The organism is Paraburkholderia sp. A1BS-2L (assembly GCF_051125205.1).
In the GTDB taxonomy this organism is placed as follows: Bacteria; Pseudomonadota; Gammaproteobacteria; order Burkholderiales; family Burkholderiaceae; genus Paraburkholderia.
Map to the genome: position 1 here is coordinate 287,721 of NZ_CP120432.1, position 16,465 is coordinate 304,185.

15 protein-coding genes and 4 pseudogenes are annotated in these 16,465 nt (G+C 60.7%); 8 read left to right on the forward strand and 11 right to left on the reverse strand.

All coding sequences use genetic code 11. The features are described 5' to 3' along the window. Positions 1–78: 78 nt before the first annotated feature. Both P5W98_RS35150 and P5W98_RS35155 read right to left on the reverse strand, forming a co-directional pair. On the reverse strand, positions 79–1,362 hold the full coding sequence (locus P5W98_RS35150; protein ID WP_421028806.1) for a hypothetical protein: 1,284 nt from the start codon (positions 1,360–1,362) through the stop codon (positions 79–81). Positions 1,363–1,901: 539 nt separating this feature from the next. After that, on the reverse strand, positions 1,902–2,513 hold the full coding sequence (locus P5W98_RS35155; RefSeq protein WP_421028807.1) for a hypothetical protein: 612 nt from the start codon (positions 2,511–2,513) through the stop codon (positions 1,902–1,904). Positions 2,514–2,945: 432 nt separating this feature from the next. On the opposite strand from P5W98_RS35155, the pseudogene P5W98_RS35160 reads away from it, so the two are divergent. Next, positions 2,946–3,184 (forward strand): annotated as a pseudogene (locus tag P5W98_RS35160) (transposase); the annotation flags it as partial. 126 nt (positions 3,185–3,310) lie between these two features. Further along, a pseudogene (locus tag P5W98_RS35165) lies at positions 3,311–3,595 on the forward strand (AAA domain-containing protein); the annotation flags it as partial. A gap of 77 nt (positions 3,596–3,672) precedes the next feature. Here the strand turns inward: P5W98_RS35165 and P5W98_RS35170 are convergent. Together P5W98_RS35170 and P5W98_RS35175 are read right to left on the reverse strand one after the other, a co-directional pair. After that, positions 3,673–4,242 (reverse strand): hypothetical protein, encoded by a 570-nt coding sequence (locus P5W98_RS35170; protein WP_421028808.1) that lies wholly within the window; start codon positions 4,240–4,242, stop codon positions 3,673–3,675. Beyond that, positions 4,239–5,393 carry an AAA family ATPase gene (locus P5W98_RS35175; protein ID WP_421028809.1) on the reverse strand — a complete coding sequence of 385 codons (1,155 nt, stop codon included), beginning with the start codon at positions 5,391–5,393 and terminating at the stop codon, positions 4,239–4,241. The genes P5W98_RS35170 and P5W98_RS35175 overlap by 4 nt, the downstream gene beginning before the upstream one ends. 503 nt (positions 5,394–5,896) lie before the next feature. Here P5W98_RS35175 and P5W98_RS35180 point away from each other — a divergent pair. Next, positions 5,897–6,130 (forward strand): DUF6650 family protein, encoded by a 234-nt coding sequence (locus P5W98_RS35180; protein WP_421028810.1) that lies wholly within the window; start codon positions 5,897–5,899, stop codon positions 6,128–6,130. A gap of 501 nt (positions 6,131–6,631) precedes the next feature. On the opposite strand, the pseudogene P5W98_RS35185 reads toward P5W98_RS35180, so the two are convergent. Beyond that, positions 6,632–7,892: pseudogene (locus P5W98_RS35185) on the reverse strand (tyrosine-type recombinase/integrase). A 149-nt stretch (positions 7,893–8,041) separates the two neighbouring features. On the opposite strand from P5W98_RS35185, the pseudogene P5W98_RS35190 reads away from it, so the two are divergent. The 3 genes and pseudogenes from P5W98_RS35190 to P5W98_RS35200 form a co-directional block, all read left to right on the forward strand. Further along, positions 8,042–8,927 (forward strand): annotated as a pseudogene (locus tag P5W98_RS35190) (DNA-binding protein); the annotation flags it as partial. A gap of 286 nt (positions 8,928–9,213) precedes the next feature. Continuing rightward, positions 9,214–9,693, forward strand: coding sequence for a hypothetical protein (locus P5W98_RS35195; RefSeq protein WP_421028811.1), 480 nt, complete (start codon positions 9,214–9,216; stop codon positions 9,691–9,693). Beyond that, complete coding sequence (locus P5W98_RS35200) at positions 9,674–9,865, forward strand: hypothetical protein (protein ID WP_421028812.1); 192 nt, start codon at positions 9,674–9,676, stop codon at positions 9,863–9,865. Before P5W98_RS35195 ends, P5W98_RS35200 begins: the two co-directional genes overlap by 20 nt. A gap of 476 nt (positions 9,866–10,341) precedes the next feature. Here P5W98_RS35200 and P5W98_RS35205 read toward each other — a convergent pair whose 3' ends face one another. The 3 genes from P5W98_RS35205 to P5W98_RS35215 form a co-directional block, all read right to left on the reverse strand. Continuing rightward, positions 10,342–10,710, reverse strand: coding sequence for a DUF3564 family protein (locus tag P5W98_RS35205; protein WP_421028813.1), 369 nt, complete (start codon positions 10,708–10,710; stop codon positions 10,342–10,344). 295 nt (positions 10,711–11,005) lie between these two features. Then, a complete protein-coding gene (locus P5W98_RS35210; RefSeq protein WP_421028814.1) occupies positions 11,006–11,140 on the reverse strand; it encodes a hypothetical protein in 135 nt (44 codons plus the stop codon). A gap of 45 nt (positions 11,141–11,185) precedes the next feature. Next, complete coding sequence (locus tag P5W98_RS35215; protein ID WP_421028815.1) at positions 11,186–11,314, reverse strand: hypothetical protein; 129 nt, start codon at positions 11,312–11,314, stop codon at positions 11,186–11,188. A gap of 203 nt (positions 11,315–11,517) precedes the next feature. Between P5W98_RS35215 and P5W98_RS35220 the strand changes: the two genes are divergently transcribed. Together P5W98_RS35220 and P5W98_RS35225 are read left to right on the forward strand one after the other, a co-directional pair. Beyond that, the gene (locus P5W98_RS35220) at positions 11,518–11,943 is read left to right on the forward strand and encodes a GNAT family N-acetyltransferase (RefSeq protein WP_421028816.1); all 426 of its coding nucleotides are present in this window, start codon (positions 11,518–11,520) and stop codon (positions 11,941–11,943) included. Positions 11,944–12,098: 155 nt separating this feature from the next. Continuing rightward, positions 12,099–12,542 carry a hypothetical protein gene (locus tag P5W98_RS35225; RefSeq protein ID WP_421028817.1) on the forward strand — a complete coding sequence of 148 codons (444 nt, stop codon included), beginning with the start codon at positions 12,099–12,101 and terminating at the stop codon, positions 12,540–12,542. Between the two features lie 854 nt (positions 12,543–13,396). Here P5W98_RS35225 and P5W98_RS35230 read toward each other — a convergent pair. The 3 genes from P5W98_RS35230 to trpS form a co-directional block, all read right to left on the reverse strand. After that, the gene (locus tag P5W98_RS35230) at positions 13,397–13,864 is read right to left on the reverse strand and encodes an addiction module antidote protein (protein ID WP_421028818.1); all 468 of its coding nucleotides are present in this window, start codon (positions 13,862–13,864) and stop codon (positions 13,397–13,399) included. A 1-nt stretch (position 13,865) separates the two neighbouring features. Beyond that, a complete protein-coding gene (locus P5W98_RS35235) occupies positions 13,866–14,162 on the reverse strand; it encodes a type II toxin-antitoxin system RelE/ParE family toxin (protein WP_421028819.1) in 297 nt (98 codons plus the stop codon). 1,014 nt (positions 14,163–15,176) lie between these two features. Next, positions 15,177–16,202: a tryptophan--tRNA ligase gene (trpS, locus tag P5W98_RS35240; protein WP_421028820.1), complete on the reverse strand. Its 1,026-nt coding sequence runs from the start codon at positions 16,200–16,202 to the stop codon at positions 15,177–15,179. Positions 16,203–16,465 lie beyond the last annotated feature (263 nt).

Below are 16,465 nucleotides of genomic sequence, written 5' to 3' on the forward strand. Positions count from 1 at the left end.
GTATGTCGGCAGAGGGCTGGTTTGCTGCACGAGGCAGCACCAGCCGCGCACGCGGGAATCCGCTGACGGTGTATCCGGTCAGGCCGGGCGGGGCGCGAGCGACCAGCCCGGTTGCTCCTGCAGCCACGGGGGAGCGGTGAGGCCACAGGCGAGATACACGGCTTCGACCATGCCACACAGGGCTGTGGGCAGGATCGATACGAGCTCATCACCCAGCAGTCTGCTGAGGCTTGTCACGGACATGCCCTTGTCGATACTCACCGGCTTGTACGACGGCTTGAAATGAATCATCCCGTTCCGCGCCTTAATCAGAGCGCCCAGCGCCTGCCAAGGGGCCTTCGCGGTGTCAAACGCGCTTTCCTGGCCGCACAGCCTAAAGAGGAGCCGGAACTTGTCGTCGATAGAGAGTTTCTCCATGCCTTCCCACAGACCGGCATAGTGCTTGTAGCCGATCTCGTTCGCGACGGCTTCGAGGCAGGCCATGGCCATGATGACGGCCTCCGCGCGCGCGCCATACATCTCGTCGAGCAGACGCACTGAAACCGGCGCACCCGGTTGGCGAATGCTTTTGTCGTACCCGCAATGCCGTACGGCCGATCGGTAAAACACCGGCGCCATCATGGCCCGCGTGGAGACCCTGTTGTCCTCCACTGCCATCATTTCAAAGTGCGACAGCACGGGGGGAGCGTGCTCGATGAGCTTGCGTTTGCTGCGCCCGGACTGTCTCTTGAAATCCTCGTGGACGTTTAGCAACTCGGCGAAGGCGCGCGCCCGTGTCGCCCTCGCCATGGCGACAAAGGCCTCGGCGCGAAGCGCGTAGTCGTCGGGCGAGGCGGTTCGCCTCAGCGACATCAATTCCTGGAACGGATCGTACAGGGCGTCGAACCCGGACAGGTCCGCGTAATCGGAAACCCATCGCCCGTAGTGACGGTCCTTGACTCCCTCCAGTCGGGCCACTTCCCACTGGTACAGGACGCCCTCATCTAACACTTGGATGTGACTGTGAAAACCCTCGATCGGATCGGCAACGTGAATATCGTTGGTCAGCCACGGAAAGTGATGCGGGCTGACCTGCCCATGTGGCATGATCGCCTTCGAGTCGCCATCGACGAGCGGGACAACTACAGGACTGAACAGACTGTGCGCTAAGCGTGACCGGAACGTATCGGGATCGACATTATGGACCAGCGTGCCGTAAGACACGATTCGGTGAGTGGTTAGCGCCTGCGTCCATGCATCGTCGGACACGAGGCCGAAATCGATGCGGCCGATGCGCTCGCCTTCACGATAGTTGCGACAGGGCAGATACTCGATGGCGATGGCGTCTCGCCACCAGTCGGGATAGTTTGGTTCGGTCTTCATGGTGCTCGGGGGCGAAGCGGAAAATAGGGCGAGTCGATTATGGAGCGCGGGTTCAGTCGTGTCCACTGAACCGGTCATGTTCATTGAGCGATGCCGTGCTGCGCCCTGGCAATGCAAATATACGCAGATTTAGGCAACCTTGGCAGGCCAGCACCGATACGCGGTTTTGCACGGCGCCAGGCGCCACACGGTGCAGATCCCTCCAGCCGTCCGTGTGCGTACCGATATCCCTGCTAGGGGGCGAACACGTAGTTGAAGGGAGACGAGGTGAACTTCAATGGCAGCTCAGGGGCGCGAGTGCTCATCTACTCGCATCGGCCTCTGACATTCGAGGCTGCGACTGCGCGAATGGCGGCAGCACCACCCAATTGCCGGCCGAATGTTGTATGTATTGCGGAAGGTGTCTTCGCTTTCTCCAGTTCGGCCCAGAGCTTCACGGCAGTGACGAATTCCGAGCCTAACTGGATCTCCTTGCGAGGTTGCCCCGGTAGACGTGATGCACGATGTAGTGGGCAAAGGACGGCTCGAGCACTGGCGGCCTACCATTCTTGTCCCTGGCCTGCCCAGGCATGGAGATAGTGAACTTGACACCCATGCCGAAGCCCAATGCCAATTTGCAGTTGTGGATGATCATCGGCCGCGCATCGCTCCAGACGTTGAATCTGTCCTTCGGCCCAGTAGAGAGCAGATCGTAGACGGTCAATCTCTGCCTCAAGCTCGCGGATTTTACGCTTGTTTTTGGCGTTCTCGGTTCGGGTGATGAATCGGATGTTGCCGGGCTCGTAGTGACCGTTTGTGTTCTCGCGGTCCATGTCGAGTGTGGGGTCGTCCCATCCGGGGAGCGTGGCGGCGTGCCGCAGGAATGCGGTGCGGTCTCGTCTCCATTCTTCACAAACGCGAATACCCCGACCGCCATAGTTGACATAGCCTTCGTCGTTAGGATTGTGGCAGCGTGTGATGGCGGCGGCGAGCCGGTTGAGCAGGCGGGATCGATGTCCGGTGTCGGGCATGGCATCGTAGTAGCGCCAGTACTTCTTGCCCTTGGCTGCTGCGTTGGCGCATACGTCGCATCGCGTACTGGCCCCCGTGCGGAAATTGACGGGGTCGACGCTGTATTCTGGTCTCCCACAACTGCATCGGACGATGAGCATAGCGCCGCCCCGTTCACCGAGCAGGTATCCAGTGACGGCAAGCTCGCCGCTGCGAAAGCCAATGACTGGGAGTGGATACTTGCGTCTTGCTCCAGATACTGCGCTTCCCACCACTGCGTGCCTGACCACACGAGGTGATCCGGCGTCAACCAGAGCCCTGACAGCGAGAGCGTTTCCTTCAAGCCGTTTCTCGATCGTCCTGAGTGGGCTACCCATGATTCACCGTCCCAGTGGTTCGTCAGCCTGTATAGATTCTATGGACACCCACCCGCGCCGGGTGCGGTCCAATGTGCCCTCGGCCACACAGACTTTCCCCATCTGCCGCTCGTTGGGTGGCGTGGCGTTGGTGACTGGATGCTTGTATATACGCTCGGCGATGTCTCCGCTTAGAAGGTGTTATGAACTTTCGGCCAGACCTGGTACCCTGGCGGGATGAAGAAACGCAGACCCTACCCAACGGATGTTTCGGATGAAGAGTGGTACTTCGCCCCTCCGTACCTGATATTGATGAATCAGGTCAGGACGCGCCTCAGCGTCGCTACGAATTGCGCGAAATGTTCAACGCCTTGCGCTGGATTGTCCGCGCGGGTGCACCGTGGCGTCTGCTGCCCAATGACTTTCCGCCGTGGGAGACGGTCTACCAGCAGACGCGGCGCTGGATTCAGGCAGGCTTGCGCAAGCATTTCCGCTCATTTCCTGAACTCATCGGCTATTCGTCGCGGTTCTTCGGTTCTTCTACGATGGGCAGTTGCAGGCTTTCAAAATCTGCGGTCTCCCACTCGAGGATGTGATTCGTTTTGACGAGGTGGATACGAGCGGCAAGTCGGTCAGCCGCACCACCAACGCAGCGGAGGGCCGAATTCATCGCTGAATGGCTTATGGAAATGTTGGGGGATGAGAACCCACCGACAGTGGCGGTCGTGACGCCATTCCGAAAACGGCACACGCTGCTGACAAAGACTCTATTTTCGCACCCCCGGGCGCAGGAGTTCGAGGACCGCCTGCGGTTGCGGGTGTTCACCTTCGACTCGTGGCAGGGTGAGGAGCGGGGTGTCATCTTCTATTCGATGGTCGCGACGTCGGGTAACGACGCGTTGGCGTGCATCTTTCCGATGGCCTGGAATGAACTCTTGCCAAGAGGAAGATCCGTCCGGCTGGTTCAGGCCAGCAATTCCAGGCTGCGAAGCAGGCCGGCAAGATCGGGCTCGACGCCGGCGGCCTGCAGGACGGAATCGAGCGTGATCCGCCTGGCCAGGGCCGCGCGCGACATGGGCTTTTCGTACTCCGGCCACTCCCTGGTGATGGCCTGCTCGGCGGCTCTGCTGTCAGGCGGCCGATTCGCTGCCCGGTTCGGAAGATGCCGGAGCAGGACGGCTTCGAAACAGCTTTCCTGCCAGACGATGGTGATATCGTTGTCGATCGCCAGTCGCCGAGCCCGGTTGGCCCGCTGTTGATCGAGCGCGATCTGATCGGTATCAAGCAGCACGAAGGCAGCGGCCGGCGCAATTCGCTTTTTGGCGAGCATGCCGATGCGCATGACCGCCAGTTCGACGCGTGCGAGGGGATCACCGGCGCCAGGCGCCAGCTCGTCGATTTTGAGATGGACGGGCAGGCCGGCCTCGTTGATGAAGTCCTGCAGCAAAGCCGCATAGCCGACTTCGGAAGCGCCTTCACAGCCGATGTAAATCTGCCGCTTCTGTGGGATATGGGGAGCGCGCCTTCGATTCATCCGAGCAGCGGCACTCCACCATAGGCACCGCTCAAATACTTGCGGTAGTGGTTTTCATCGCGTCGCACTTTCACGTCCATGAGGCTGAAAAACTGTGTGCGCCCCTGACGGTCTTTTTCGCAGATGACGATCTCTTCCTTGTTCAGATCGTCGAGCAGCGAGGCCGAATGACAGGAAAGCCAGAGCTGCGCATCATACCTGTTACGCGTCTGCTTGTCATAGAACCAACGCAGCAATTCCGGCAGCACCAGGGGATGGATCGCCGCGTCCATTTCGTCGATCGCGATCACACCGCCCTGGTCGAGTGCCGCGACCAGATATGGGAACATCTTGATGAAGGCGCGCGTCCCGTGGCTTTCGAGCAGCCACGGCATTTCATGCTCCAGGCCGGCATGTTTGAACATCAGGAACGGCCCGTCTTTCCCATCCTGAAAGCGCAGGCCTTCCACGCCGATATCGATGCGGTTCATTTCCGCATTGAGGCGCGAGACGATGTTCGGCTGGTTTTTCAGATAATCGATAACGGCCTTATCGGTGTTCGTGTGCGCGACCGGCTCGATCGAGAAAAACGCCTGGCGCGCGATATCGACGAAGATTTGCGCGGTCGGGTGCTGGAATTTCGCGAAGGAGGACAGGACCGTGTGATTGGCGGCAAGCGTCTTCACCAGATGCTGGAAGCCTGACAGGCTGAACGACTTTGAGCCTTTCACCTTGCCCTCGGCGTCGCGGTCGAACACGCGCTGCCATTTGCCTTGACCGTTCGGCCTCTGGTGCAGGGCTTCATGCTGGATGCGCGTGGCGAGTCCGTCGATGACCTCGAGTTCCAACTCGTAACGATAGAACCCCTGCTCGACCTTCTCGCCGGACTGCGCGCGCTGAAGCACGTTCGGCGTGACGTTCATGATCCCGCCGAGTTCGATCGCCAGCTTTATCGGACGGTTCGCGGATTCGGCATCGTTGAAGCGTTCGCAGCCGGCAAAACCGGGAACGGTGCGCTGAACGCTGTCGCGGATCATCGTGACGATAAATTCGAGGGTGCGCAGCACGGTCGTCTTGCCGGACGCATTGGCGCCGTACAGGACAACGACCTTCGGCGCGCGCGCAGCCGATCCCTCAAAGATCGGGGCGAAGCGCGTGTCGAGATCCGGCACCTTGGCGTCGATCGTGAGATCGAGTACCTGGCGGTCGCGGACAGAGAAGAAGTTTTCGACTTCGAGTTTGTATAGCATGGCGGGGCCTATTTGACGATATTCTAGAACTTTTAACGAGAAGCCGTCAATAAGCTAATTTCATGCGGCAGTCATGCGTTTTTTCCGCCACTCTGATCTCCGGTCAGAAGATCAAGAGAGCCAGCGAGGCCGAGTGGAAAGCAATAGAGAAATCGCTTAGGAAAGCCATTCGGGCTTGCAGCCCATTCCGTCCAGCATTGGACGCAGGCACTCACCGGGGTGGTGGCATGGTTCGCTCCGCTATCAGCACGGCCTGCGGGGTGATTCCCCTCGCCCCAGCTCGGCGCTTGGCGTCGCTTCGCCGCTTTCGCGGCTTGAGCTCTCAGCTAATACGTAAGCTGCATCGGAAAAAGATCGGCAGACTAGACTTAGAATTCCCATGACGCGTTTTGCCTCTCTCCATCACTCACCCAAAGGCGGACAGGATGCTTAAGCGACCATTTCAGTGGCTTCGGGAAAATTTCACAGGAGTGTCGACCCCGCTTGTTGGAGTGTCGTGGCAATCAACAACCTCAGAAAAGGAGGCTATCCGCAAGCTCTTGGTCTTTCTGGACGATCGACGAGTTCTTCATGTAGATGAAAAAGGAGACGCTTCCCACCTTGCCAGTCACGTCCAAAGCCCGGAGTGGCTTGCCGCCTCGATTCTCGAAATGCGGTAGGAAATCACCAAAACATTGCAAGCTACGATCTTTCCCCCGAAAGTGAAGAACTTGCTGTCAGAAATGCAAGAGGCTTGCCGGACGCAGTTGGAGGATAAACCTACTAAATTCGTTATGGACAGGAGACAGACACTGGCCGACGTGAATCATCTGAAGCCGTTTCATCGAGCGATGGCAAAGGGTGTGGCCCGCCTCGCTGTGTCTTACGAGCTTGACCTAGATAAACACCTGGCTGCCCTTGTCGAAAGAGTCTTGCCGCGTGTGAAAGAGTAAACGTTCCGCTCATGCGCAATGGCAAAGGATGCTTGGTAAGAAAGACCGGCGGCCACACCGAGCTCGTACCCCGAACCCTAACGCTTGTTAGCAGACAAAGTGCGTTCGGCTATATAAAACGACTTGAAGGGCAGGGTCCGAGCCACTAGCTCTCGCGAGCGCGCAGGATCCAGGTCGCCATCCGGCCACGGCCTGCCCGGCAGGATGATCAACGCAAGGGGATCGCTGTCAATCCTCGTCCTTGCTGCTTCCGGCGGGCGGCGGCGTCCAGTTCATCCGGTGACGATCGACCGTTTCGCGATGACGCTCGTCGTCTTCGGCATGCAGATAGAGGCTGGTCGTGTTCAGCGAGACGTGGCCAAGGTTGTCGCGGATCGTGCGCAGGTCCACGCCGCCGTCCGCCTGGTGCGAGCCGGCCGTGTGCCGCAGCCAGTGCGCCGAGGCCCGGTCGAGTTCATCGGCGCGATCGGCGAATTCCGCATCCCTGTCGCGCAGCCAGGCGGCGGCACTGCCAAAAATGCCCTTGATGGCGTCGTGCACGGCGGAGCGCGACAGGCAGCGCGCGGTGCCCCGAAACGGCAGGATGAGCGGCAGGTCCTCGGCGCGCGCGGGCAGGGCGGCCAGGGCGTTCGCGGTTCGATAGCGCCGCGGCTCGGCGATCAGCTCGGGTGACGCCGGCACGATGCGCGCCTTGTCGCCTTTGCCCACCGTTTCCAGCCACCACTGGTCCTGGCCGTCGGCGCCCAGGCGCCGGAAGAAGTCGCCCATGCGGCCGCCCGCGACCTCCGAAATCCGCATGCCCTGCAGATAGAACAGCGTCGTGAGCCAGCGGCAGCGTGCGGCATATCTGCGTTCGGCTTCGCTCTGCTGGGGGAGCTGTTCCACCCAGGCCTTGACCTCGTCCCATAGCGAGGTCGACAGATAGCGCGTCACGCGCGGCGCCGAACGCTTCGCGCGCTGCCGCAGCAGCGCCATGGGATTGCCGCGCAGATAGCCGGCGCTCACGAGCCAGGTGAACATCGCATTGAGGATGATGAGCGCCTGGCGCTGGCTGGCCGGCGAAAGCGGGCCGTTGAACGGGCGCCAGCGTGCGTCGGCGCGCGCGTATTTGCCGCCGCGGGTGCCGTCGTCCCTGAGCGAGACCCAGCGGCTGGCCGGCTGCGGGTCGGTGAGAAACACCTTGTACCGCAGCAGATCCTCGTGCGTCAGCGACGACAGCGGCTTGCCGAGCTGCACGACGGCCCAGAGCAGCAGCCGTTCGGCTTCCTTGCGGTAGCTGTCGAAGGTGGTTTTCGTATCGGCGTAGTTCGACAGCCACGCGCGCAGGGCGTCCAGGTCGTTGTCCGCGGCGAGCTGGCTATTGTGGCTATTGGCCGGCCACGCCGCGGTTGCTGCCGTCACGGCCATCGAGCGCGGCCGGCACGACGAGCGATTCGACGGGCTGGATGGCAACGAGACCGGTGTTTTTCACGGCCTGAGGGCTCCAGATGACGTCACGGAGTGGGTACGATGCTGAATTATACACTACACGACATTATACGCCTAATGTCGTGTATCACGTTAAAATCGTCAGAAATTGATCATATTACGTAGTAATATTTATAAAAATTCACCCCGAAAATTTCCACGCACCATACCCTGTCCGCCGAAACGGTCCCCGCCGTCGCCCCCGACGTCGCCCTGGCCGCCGGGATCGAGCGCCTGAAGGTCGCGCATCCAAAGACGCGCGAGCTCTATCGCGAAGTCTGCGCGCTGCTGTTCTTCCGCTTCGGCATCACGCCGACGGCCAACCGCCTGTACCAGCTGGTGCGCCGCGGCAGCATGGGCACGCCCACCGAGGTGCTCGCCGAATTCTGGGTCGACCTGCGGGAAAAAAAGCCGCGTGCGCATCGAGCACGCCGACCTGCCCGAGGACCTGCGGGGCGCCCCCGGCGAGCGGGTGGCCGCCCTCTGGACACGTGCGAGCGGTGCCGCACAGGACGCCCTGGCGGCGCTGCGGGATGAAGCTGAAGCCGCCCGAGTCGCTGCCGAGGCGTCAGTCGCCGCCCTGCAGGCGGATCTGGCGCGCACCGGAACGGCGCTCGAGCATCGCACAGGCGCCCTGCTCGCCGCGCAGGTTCGCATCCAGGCACTCGAGCAGGCGCAGGCGGCCGCAGGGGCGACGCGCGAAGCGCTGGAAGGCGAGCTCGCGCGGCTGCAGCAGGAAGGCCGCGAACGGGATGCCGCCCTTGCGCAGGCCCGCACCGATTTCGCCGCCGAACTCGACAAACAGCGCAGCAGCACGGCGCTGGCCGAGACGCGCCTGCAGGCCGCGGAGAAGCGCGCGCTGCTGGAGATCGAGCGGGAACGCACTGCGAATACGCGTCTGCAGCGCGACATCGACAGCGCACAGCAACGCGCGGTTCGCGAAGGCGAGCGCGCGCAGGTCGAGATCCAGTCGCTGCAGGCGCAGCTGGGCGATCTGCGTCATCAGGCGGGCATGCTGGAAGGCCAGCTTGACGCGATGCGGGCGAGCCATGCGGCCCATCCCGGCGCAGATGCCGTCCCCGGTGGCTGCGCGACGGGCGGCACGCGCTGGACGAAGGCCAGCATGGCGGTGAAGCAGGCAGTACCGCCGATCGCGCGCAGACGCGCTGTCGTGGGCCTTTCAGCGCATCGCTGTTGCGCCGGCCGGCTGCCGCCCGCGTGTCGCGGATCTGGCGCTCCTATATACAATTGGCAGAAACCAGCCAGACCCGAGAATGATCGACTATGTGACCCCGGCGCTGATCGCGCGCCTTTTTCCGAACCCGCCGGACGACGCCATCGTCGTGACCGAACCGTTGCCGATTGATTCGACGATGGAGGCAGTCGGTATCGACTTCGCCGGCACGCGGTTTCTCGTATTCTTCGCCGACGTCATGGCGTATGCCGGCAACGACCCCGATTTCGTGCGCGAGACAGCCGTCGCGTGGAACAACGGCTTCATCCCGGCGCCCGGTTCGCGCATCGTCAAGTTCCTGCGCGCAGGGGCCGACCGGGACACGATGTTCGACCCGCGCGCGTGGCCGCTGCCGGAGCCCGACATGATCTGGCAGTTCATGGAAGTGCTGGCCGTGGCCGTCGAGGGCCATGCCCTCGCGTTTCCGGCCGTGCGCCAGTATTTCTACGCCCCGCAGAACGGCAAGCTTGACTCGCTCTATAATAGGATGTCGCGGCGGTTTGCCCGCGGCGAGTTCGGTGCGTCGTTCCGGTGTGTGACGCGCCCCGCCACTGACGAAGGAGGATTCTATGGCTTTGAACGCATCTAGCAGGCTGCGCCCGAAAGTGGTCGCCATGCAGAAGCGCGGCGTTGCCGTGGTCCTCGAACACACCGAGGCTGCGATCGCGAATGGTACGCTGCCGAAGCAGCCCGCCCGGCCGATCTACCGGGCCACGCTGAGGGTGCGCGCGCGTCGCACGGCCGAATCCGGGCAGGACTGATCCATACTGCCCCGGGCACGAGCAACGCCACCTGCGGGTGGCGTTTTTGTTGGCAGCGCGCGGCGACTGCCGACCGATGGCAACACCTTTCCCGAAGTCCAGTTGCGCACGCCGGGCACGGTCCAGGTAGTCCCAGACCGTTGCGCGCGAAGCGCCGAACATCATCGCGATCTCATGCTGGCAACCATTATCCATGCGTCAAATCAGGGAATTGCTGCGTCTGCCTTTCGCATGCGAAGGTAGCTGCAGCGCGTGCCATCTGTATTGGGCGGAGAACGGCCATGAACGATCCGTGATCACAGGCGCATGTCGGACATGCGGGCGTCGGCTTCACTCACTTTTCGGCCGCTCGCAGGCCGACGTTAGGTCGCGCAACGCCTGCCGTTTCGTTTGAATGGCCCCTTCTGGCCTCAACAGCTCAGGGCCGCCCTGAGCCTCCTGGCGCATTCTGTACCGCCGGCGGCCTGAGATTCGCCTTACACCTCGTCCTCTGCGAACACGCTGTGCTCGGCAGGCACTGCATCCTTGTCGATGCACTGTACATGCCAGTGTCCTGCGATGCGTGGCCCGTTTTCACAGTGCCAGAGTGCCTCGCCTGATTCTCCCTCAAACGGACCAGTTTGGCCTTCCAGTGCAAGACCTTCGAGGGTGAATAGAGGGCGCGCATCATGCTGACCGCAAACCAGCGCGCCTGGGCTTTCGACCCGCAGCATTCCCCATTCGGGGAGCTGGAGACCGGCATGACCTTCGCGGGACCACTTGCAGGTTTCGTTGTCGATCCAAAGAATCGCATAGGCATTCGGGTCAATGCGGTCGAACGTGTCGAGATGGAGCGTAATGCGCATGGAATTCTCCAATCGTTGTTCGTGGCTCCGTGATCCGCCACGGTCGTCGTCGTTTGCCATATTCACGATACGTGCAGATGCGGGCTTTTTGTATGCGTCAGGCTGTCGCCAATGCCCGTTTAATCCACCCCTCCGCACGGTCAGGTAACCATGCTGTACAGGGCGTGGTCAGCGATGACAATCTCCGGAAGGGCTGATCAGACGCCTGTGAAAGTGGCGATGCAGCGGGCAACTGTACCGACCCTACCTCCTTGCGGTGGCATGGCAGCTGACGACTCGGGAGGGTCGACCAGCATCATTCGATTCGCCCGAAACCGGCCGCGTGAGCCGCTGTAGCCAGCAGATCGCTGCGGTCGCCCCACCAGACGTAACCCCCTGGCGGTGAAACCGTCGCCCGCATGTCTTCAAGTTCAAGATTCTTTTTTTTCATGCCATCTTCCGACCACACGAGAAACACTAAGGATACGGCAGGTTTTCAGGGTGTCTGGCCGGTCGGGGTGATCTCGAATCCCAGCGCGGATGCGCGACGCCTGAGCGCGGCGATGCTGAGCTGGCGCTGCTGCTCTTCATAGCGCCGCTGTCCGTCGTACGAAAGCTTCAACACGCATTGGGCGTGAAGTACACCATGCGCGCGAACTTGTGCGATTGATGGGTGGAGAGATTCATATCGCATGCCGCCCTGGTCGCGGCAGCACTTTCTCGTTCGCACCAGACGTCCCGATATGGCCTTACGAAGAATCCCTGGGCGCATGAACGACCGCGGCGATATAGCATCGACACCAGTGTTTTGCTTGTCGAGATGGTGTGATGCGCCCCCGCTATGCAACGAAGAAAGACCTCCCCGAGGTCGAGGACCTGCTGCGTACCTGCGAATTGCCGGTCGAGGGCGTCCGCGAACACATCGATCGCTATCTGGTGTCCAGGGACAGTGGCGGCATCATTGGATGCGCTGGCCTGGAGCACTATGGCAAGGTCGGGTTACTTCGATGCATCGCCGTCGCACGACGCGCGCGGTTCGCGGGGCTCGGCGACTTCATCTTTTCTCTGCTCGTCGCCGATGCGCGCGAGTGCGGAATCGAGTCACTGGTCGTCGACTCCACAGGCGCCGAACGCTATTTCGAGAAGATCGGATTTACGGCAGCCGAGACATCGGAGTTACCGGACGATCTGCGCCGTTCACTGGAACGCACGTCACCTCGTGCAGCGCTCGACATCATGCAGGTTGCGCTGTAGTAGCCATCCTTGCGCATAGGCAGTCAGCACGCTCGAATGGTTTCCAGAAACGAAATGCAATATCCCCCGCACCCGCATCCGCATCGTTTCGCGAATACACGTGGTCGCGTGTCGCAAGGTAACGATATCGAGCCGGGTGCATTCCACGGTCTGCCATGAACAAGCGCCTTCTCGTCCCTCTGGTTTCCGCAGTCATAACGAGTGCCGGAATTTGCACAACGTCGGCGTTCGGGCGTACGCTCGACGAACAGTTCGCGTGCAAATCCAATCCACACGCGTTCATTGCCAACCTCATCAATGATCAGTCGATTGACCCCACCCCGATTCACGTCGAGGCGGACTCGGTCAATGCGTTTCGGCCCACGCATACGACGGAACTCACGGCTTACGGACTGCGAGTTCGCGCAGTGTTTGGATACCAGCCGGGTGACCCATTCTTCAAACCCGGAAGTGCCAAGACGTCCTCGGGTCCAGTCTACGGAGCGGTGGTATTCGGTTCGGCCGACTCTGTCGAAGCACTCGTGCGAAAAGCGGGCGGTCATGCAGAAATTCAACAGGTCATTCCGCTGATACTATCGGCAATTGTCTGCGAGGCCTGACGCGCTGTTCGCACAAAGATCGCAGGGCGACCTCGAATCAACTGGTTGCCCGCTTTTTAAAGTCGTCGAATTTGTCTGCGCGCGGCGCCAGGAGCGGATTGCTGGTTGGCGACGCCCGATCGGTTGTATCCAGATTTCTGGATGCCGCAAATGGCCGGACACCCGTGCTGGCAAGTGCCGACCAGTTTGTCTTGCCTGCCTCTGGGACCGTGGCCGCCACGGCCCTCCTCCCACGCTGGCCTGCACAAGATCTTCAACGACATCCATGCCACGGCACAGGACTCGTGGACGGGCGGCGCCGTCCCGTGTGCGACGGCCCCGGCAACGTGCTCCAGTGAATTGGCTCGAATCTGAGCTGATGGGCAGGACATGCAACGGGCCACCCGCGCCCGGTTCCCGCTGTGCGACCGACCCTTTGCGTCAATGGCATATGATTAGTATTCCTATAGAAATTGATCAATAGAATTATGTAAAATTACTAAACGAGCCACATTCACGGGAAGCGCTCAGTTCAGTCAGGAGCGGTCCCACAGCGAGACCGCAGGCGATTCGCCAAATGTCATCTTGTACTGCGCGAATCACTCTGGAAGTGAACACGATCCGAAGGCCTGCACCCAGCTCGCCGCTGATCCTGCGTCAGTCGGCGGATGCGCTTCGTAAAGCGACCGAACTCAGCCCGAGACATACCCGATCTCGCCTGCGATGCCAATCAAGGCACCCGGCAGAATGCCGCGCTTCAGCATCTCTTTGCGAGACGGAGCGCGATTGTTCTTATCCATTATTCGATGTCGCATAGGCGACGAAGCCTGCGAGGCCGGTGTCGGCGGATCGTTGGCTGCGAGTGGGATGGTGCTTCAGGCGTGCGCGTGGGCGCTGCTGGCCTTGGTGCGCCCTTTGGCGGTCTTGCGGGCCGTAGCATCGGCACGAGCCTTCGTCGCCGTGCTGACGCCACGTTTCGCGACCGTCGCAGCCTTCTTCTTCGCCGCGACAGGCTTCGCTGCAGCCTTTGCCTTGAGTTTCGCTTTCAGGTCTTCCTCGGGCTTCGTCAGCGTAAGGTGCAGGCCCATCGCCCCGATCACCTTCATGATCGTCGCGAACTCCGCATTCCCCTTGTTGGAGAGCGCCCGGTACAGCGCCTCACGCGCAATGCCCGACTCGCGCGCGAGCGCCGTCATGCCTCGCGCCTTGGCAACGTCCCCGAGCGCCGCCTGAATCTCGACCGGGTCGCCGCCCTCGAACGCTTGCGCAAGGTACAGCCGGTAGTCCGTTTCGTCCTTCAGGTACTTCGAAGCGTCGAACTCCATCAGCTCGCTTACTTTCATTTCAATCCTCCAGCTCTTCCGCGATGGCCTTCGCCCGCTTGATGTCTGCGGACTGCGTGGACTTGTCCCCACCGCACAAAATGATCACCAGGACGTCGCCACGCTGCGTGAAATAGACCCGATACCCCTTACCGACGTCGATCTTCATCTCCGAGATGCCGTCGCCGACCGCACGCCAGTATCCGAGGTTGCCTAACGCTGCACGCTTGAGCCGACCGGTGATCGCCGTCGCAGCCTGACGATCCCGTACGCGGGAAAGCCAGGCGTCGAATTCGGTGGTAATGATCAGCTTTGTCATGCGCGTCATTGTAACCTATGAGTCACAATGCATCAACGTGCGGCCCGTCTCGGCCGGCAGAGCAGCCGGGCTTTGCGGCAGGCAACTATGCGCGGTCGGGAATGGATCCTTCGCCGAACGTACCTTACGAGGTGATTTCGTCTTGTCCCACGGCTACAAGGTCACCCCGCACACGCAGCTGCTGGGATGACGGATGTTCATCTCATGGCATCGACGTCGACTTTTCCGTACGTATCGAGCCGGAGCCCCCACGCAGTCCGTGCGCGCCGCTGACGCTGGCGCAGCATGGAATACATAACTTGCTTCGTGGCCAGCATGCTCATTGAAATTCGCGCTGGCTGACGCGCTACAGGCTTCATATGGCCGGAACTCTAAACCCCGGCACTGCTTTATTTTAACAATATAGGATTACGAATTAACTTCGATAATTATATTTATGTTAAATTGCGCGGTCGAGCATCTCAGCCGCCCGAATACCGTTGTTGACGAGACCTTTGTACTCCCGAACCTGCGCGTCGCAGCAAATTCGAAACGAACATCCGAGCGGTGACGTAAATCTCGGAGGTTTAGATCAGGCCTGCCTTCTCTTTTGGGACACTGACATTCTGAAATGGGACATGAAACGTAAGCTCGGAGGACGCCCGGTCCAGAACCGTTGTCGGTTATCGTTGGCCGCGTTGGCTGGGGTACTTGTCCTTCTCAAGTATTTTCAGGCGGTGACGGCGCAGGAAGGCTGCTCGTAGCACGGCTGAGCGGCCTCATACGTTTTTGCAACTTGATGAATTTTCAACTAGTTGACACTGAAAGCGTTTTCTGGTGAAACCGCCAGAAAACGCACGAAAAGAACGTGTACCCCCATCTGGGCTGCCCGCTTCGCTAACTCGAGGTAAGCGCCCAGCGATCCCGTCTTGACGGGCGAGGGCAGGCCCACGTCGCGATCAAAGCCCTCTCGGGCAGTGGTGTATGGCACGTATTCATCGACGCAAGCAGAAAGCGCATTCGGCCGCCCAGTATCTACGGTCGCTTAGACGCGAAGTAAGTGAGGCCGAGTGCATTTTTCACCTCTGCCAGAGTTGTACCGGCGACTTCTCGTGCGCGAGTTGTACCGCGTCCGAGAATCGCGAGCACTTCCGCGCGGTCACGTGCGAACTCGTGACGGCGCTCCCGGATGGGCGCAAGCAGTGCCTGGAGCCGCTCGTTCAGCTTCTGCTTGACGATGCTGTCGCCAAGCCCGCCACGCCGGTAGTGGGCCTTGAGTTCATTGACCAGGGGGACATCAGGTTCGAACGCATCAAGGAAGGCAAAGACGACATTGCCTTCAATCCGGCCCGGGTCACTTACGCGCAGATGATTCGGGTCCGTGTACATGTTGGTCACCGCTTTTGTGATCTCATCCGGACTCGCGCTGAGCGCAATCGCATTGCCAAGCGACTTGCTCATTTTCGCTTTGCCGTCAATACCGGGCAATCGTGGGACGCTGGAGAGCACCGCATCGCATTCCACAAGCACAGATCGGTCAACGGAGTTGTTAAATCGACGTACCAGCTCGTTGGTCTGTTCGATCATCGGCAACTGATCATCACCGACCGGTACCCGTGTCGCCTTGAAGGCCGTGATGTCGGCTGCCTGGCTCACGGGATACGTCAGGAAGCCCGCCGGAATATCACGTTCGAATCCACGCAGGCGAATCTCCTCCTTGATGGTCGGATTTCTCTCAAGCCGCGCGACGGTTACCAGATTCAGTAGGTACTGTGACAATTCGGCCAGTTCCGGCACCTGCGACTGGATAAAGATGGTGGATCTCGCGGGGTCTATACCCACCGCCAGATAATCCAGTGCCACTTCGAGAACGTTGCTGCTGATCTTCTGATGGCGACCGACGTTATCGGTCAGCGCCTGCGTGTCGGCGAGCATCAGGAACTGCCGTGCCTCGTACTGAAGCTGCACGCGAGCATAGAGCGAACCGATGTAGTGGCCAAGGTGTAGCGGCCCGGTCGGGCGGTCGCCCGTGAGAATGATGTGCTGATTTGCGATTGTCATGGTCGGATGTTCCGTGGATATTGAGCCACCAGTCAGGATGCTGATACATAAATACTGCCCGGACTCCCGGACTGCGGCATCGCGTTTTAGAAATGGACGGGAAAGGGCCCGTCAGGTTCAGACGCTCCACCGGCAGTACAGATTTGGCGGAATCCGACCCGAGACCCGCACAATTTGATTTCGCAATCGGGTTTTGCTTTACCGCGTCGTGGTGGCGTCATGGAGAACACAGCGGCTGGGCGTCGCTGGTCGACGGCGCCCAA

Excerpts from the sequence above, each read along its gene's own strand:
- P5W98_RS35150 (WP_421028806.1), bottom strand. The coding sequence starts at position 1,362 with ATGAAGACCGAACCAAACTATCCCGACTGGTGGCGAGACGCCATCGCC.
- P5W98_RS35155 (WP_421028807.1), bottom strand. The coding sequence starts at position 2,513 with ATGCTCATCGTCCGATGCAGTTGTGGGAGACCAGAATACAGCGTCGAC.
- P5W98_RS35170 (WP_421028808.1), bottom strand. The coding sequence starts at position 4,242 with ATGAATCGAAGGCGCGCTCCCCATATCCCACAGAAGCGGCAGATTTAC.
- P5W98_RS35180 (WP_421028810.1), top strand. The coding sequence starts at position 5,897 with ATGCTTAAGCGACCATTTCAGTGGCTTCGGGAAAATTTCACAGGAGTG.
- P5W98_RS35200 (WP_421028812.1), top strand. The coding sequence starts at position 9,674 with ATGGCTTTGAACGCATCTAGCAGGCTGCGCCCGAAAGTGGTCGCCATG.
- P5W98_RS35205 (WP_421028813.1), bottom strand. The coding sequence starts at position 10,710 with ATGCGCATTACGCTCCATCTCGACACGTTCGACCGCATTGACCCGAAT.
- P5W98_RS35210 (WP_421028814.1), bottom strand. The coding sequence starts at position 11,140 with ATGAAAAAAAAGAATCTTGAACTTGAAGACATGCGGGCGACGGTTTCA.
- P5W98_RS35220 (WP_421028816.1), top strand. The coding sequence starts at position 11,518 with ATGCGCCCCCGCTATGCAACGAAGAAAGACCTCCCCGAGGTCGAGGAC.
- P5W98_RS35225 (WP_421028817.1), top strand. The coding sequence starts at position 12,099 with ATGAACAAGCGCCTTCTCGTCCCTCTGGTTTCCGCAGTCATAACGAGT.
- P5W98_RS35230 (WP_421028818.1), bottom strand. The coding sequence starts at position 13,864 with ATGAAAGTAAGCGAGCTGATGGAGTTCGACGCTTCGAAGTACCTGAAG.
- P5W98_RS35235 (WP_421028819.1), bottom strand. The coding sequence starts at position 14,162 with ATGACAAAGCTGATCATTACCACCGAATTCGACGCCTGGCTTTCCCGC.
- trpS (WP_421028820.1), bottom strand. The coding sequence starts at position 16,202 with ATGACAATCGCAAATCAGCACATCATTCTCACGGGCGACCGCCCGACC.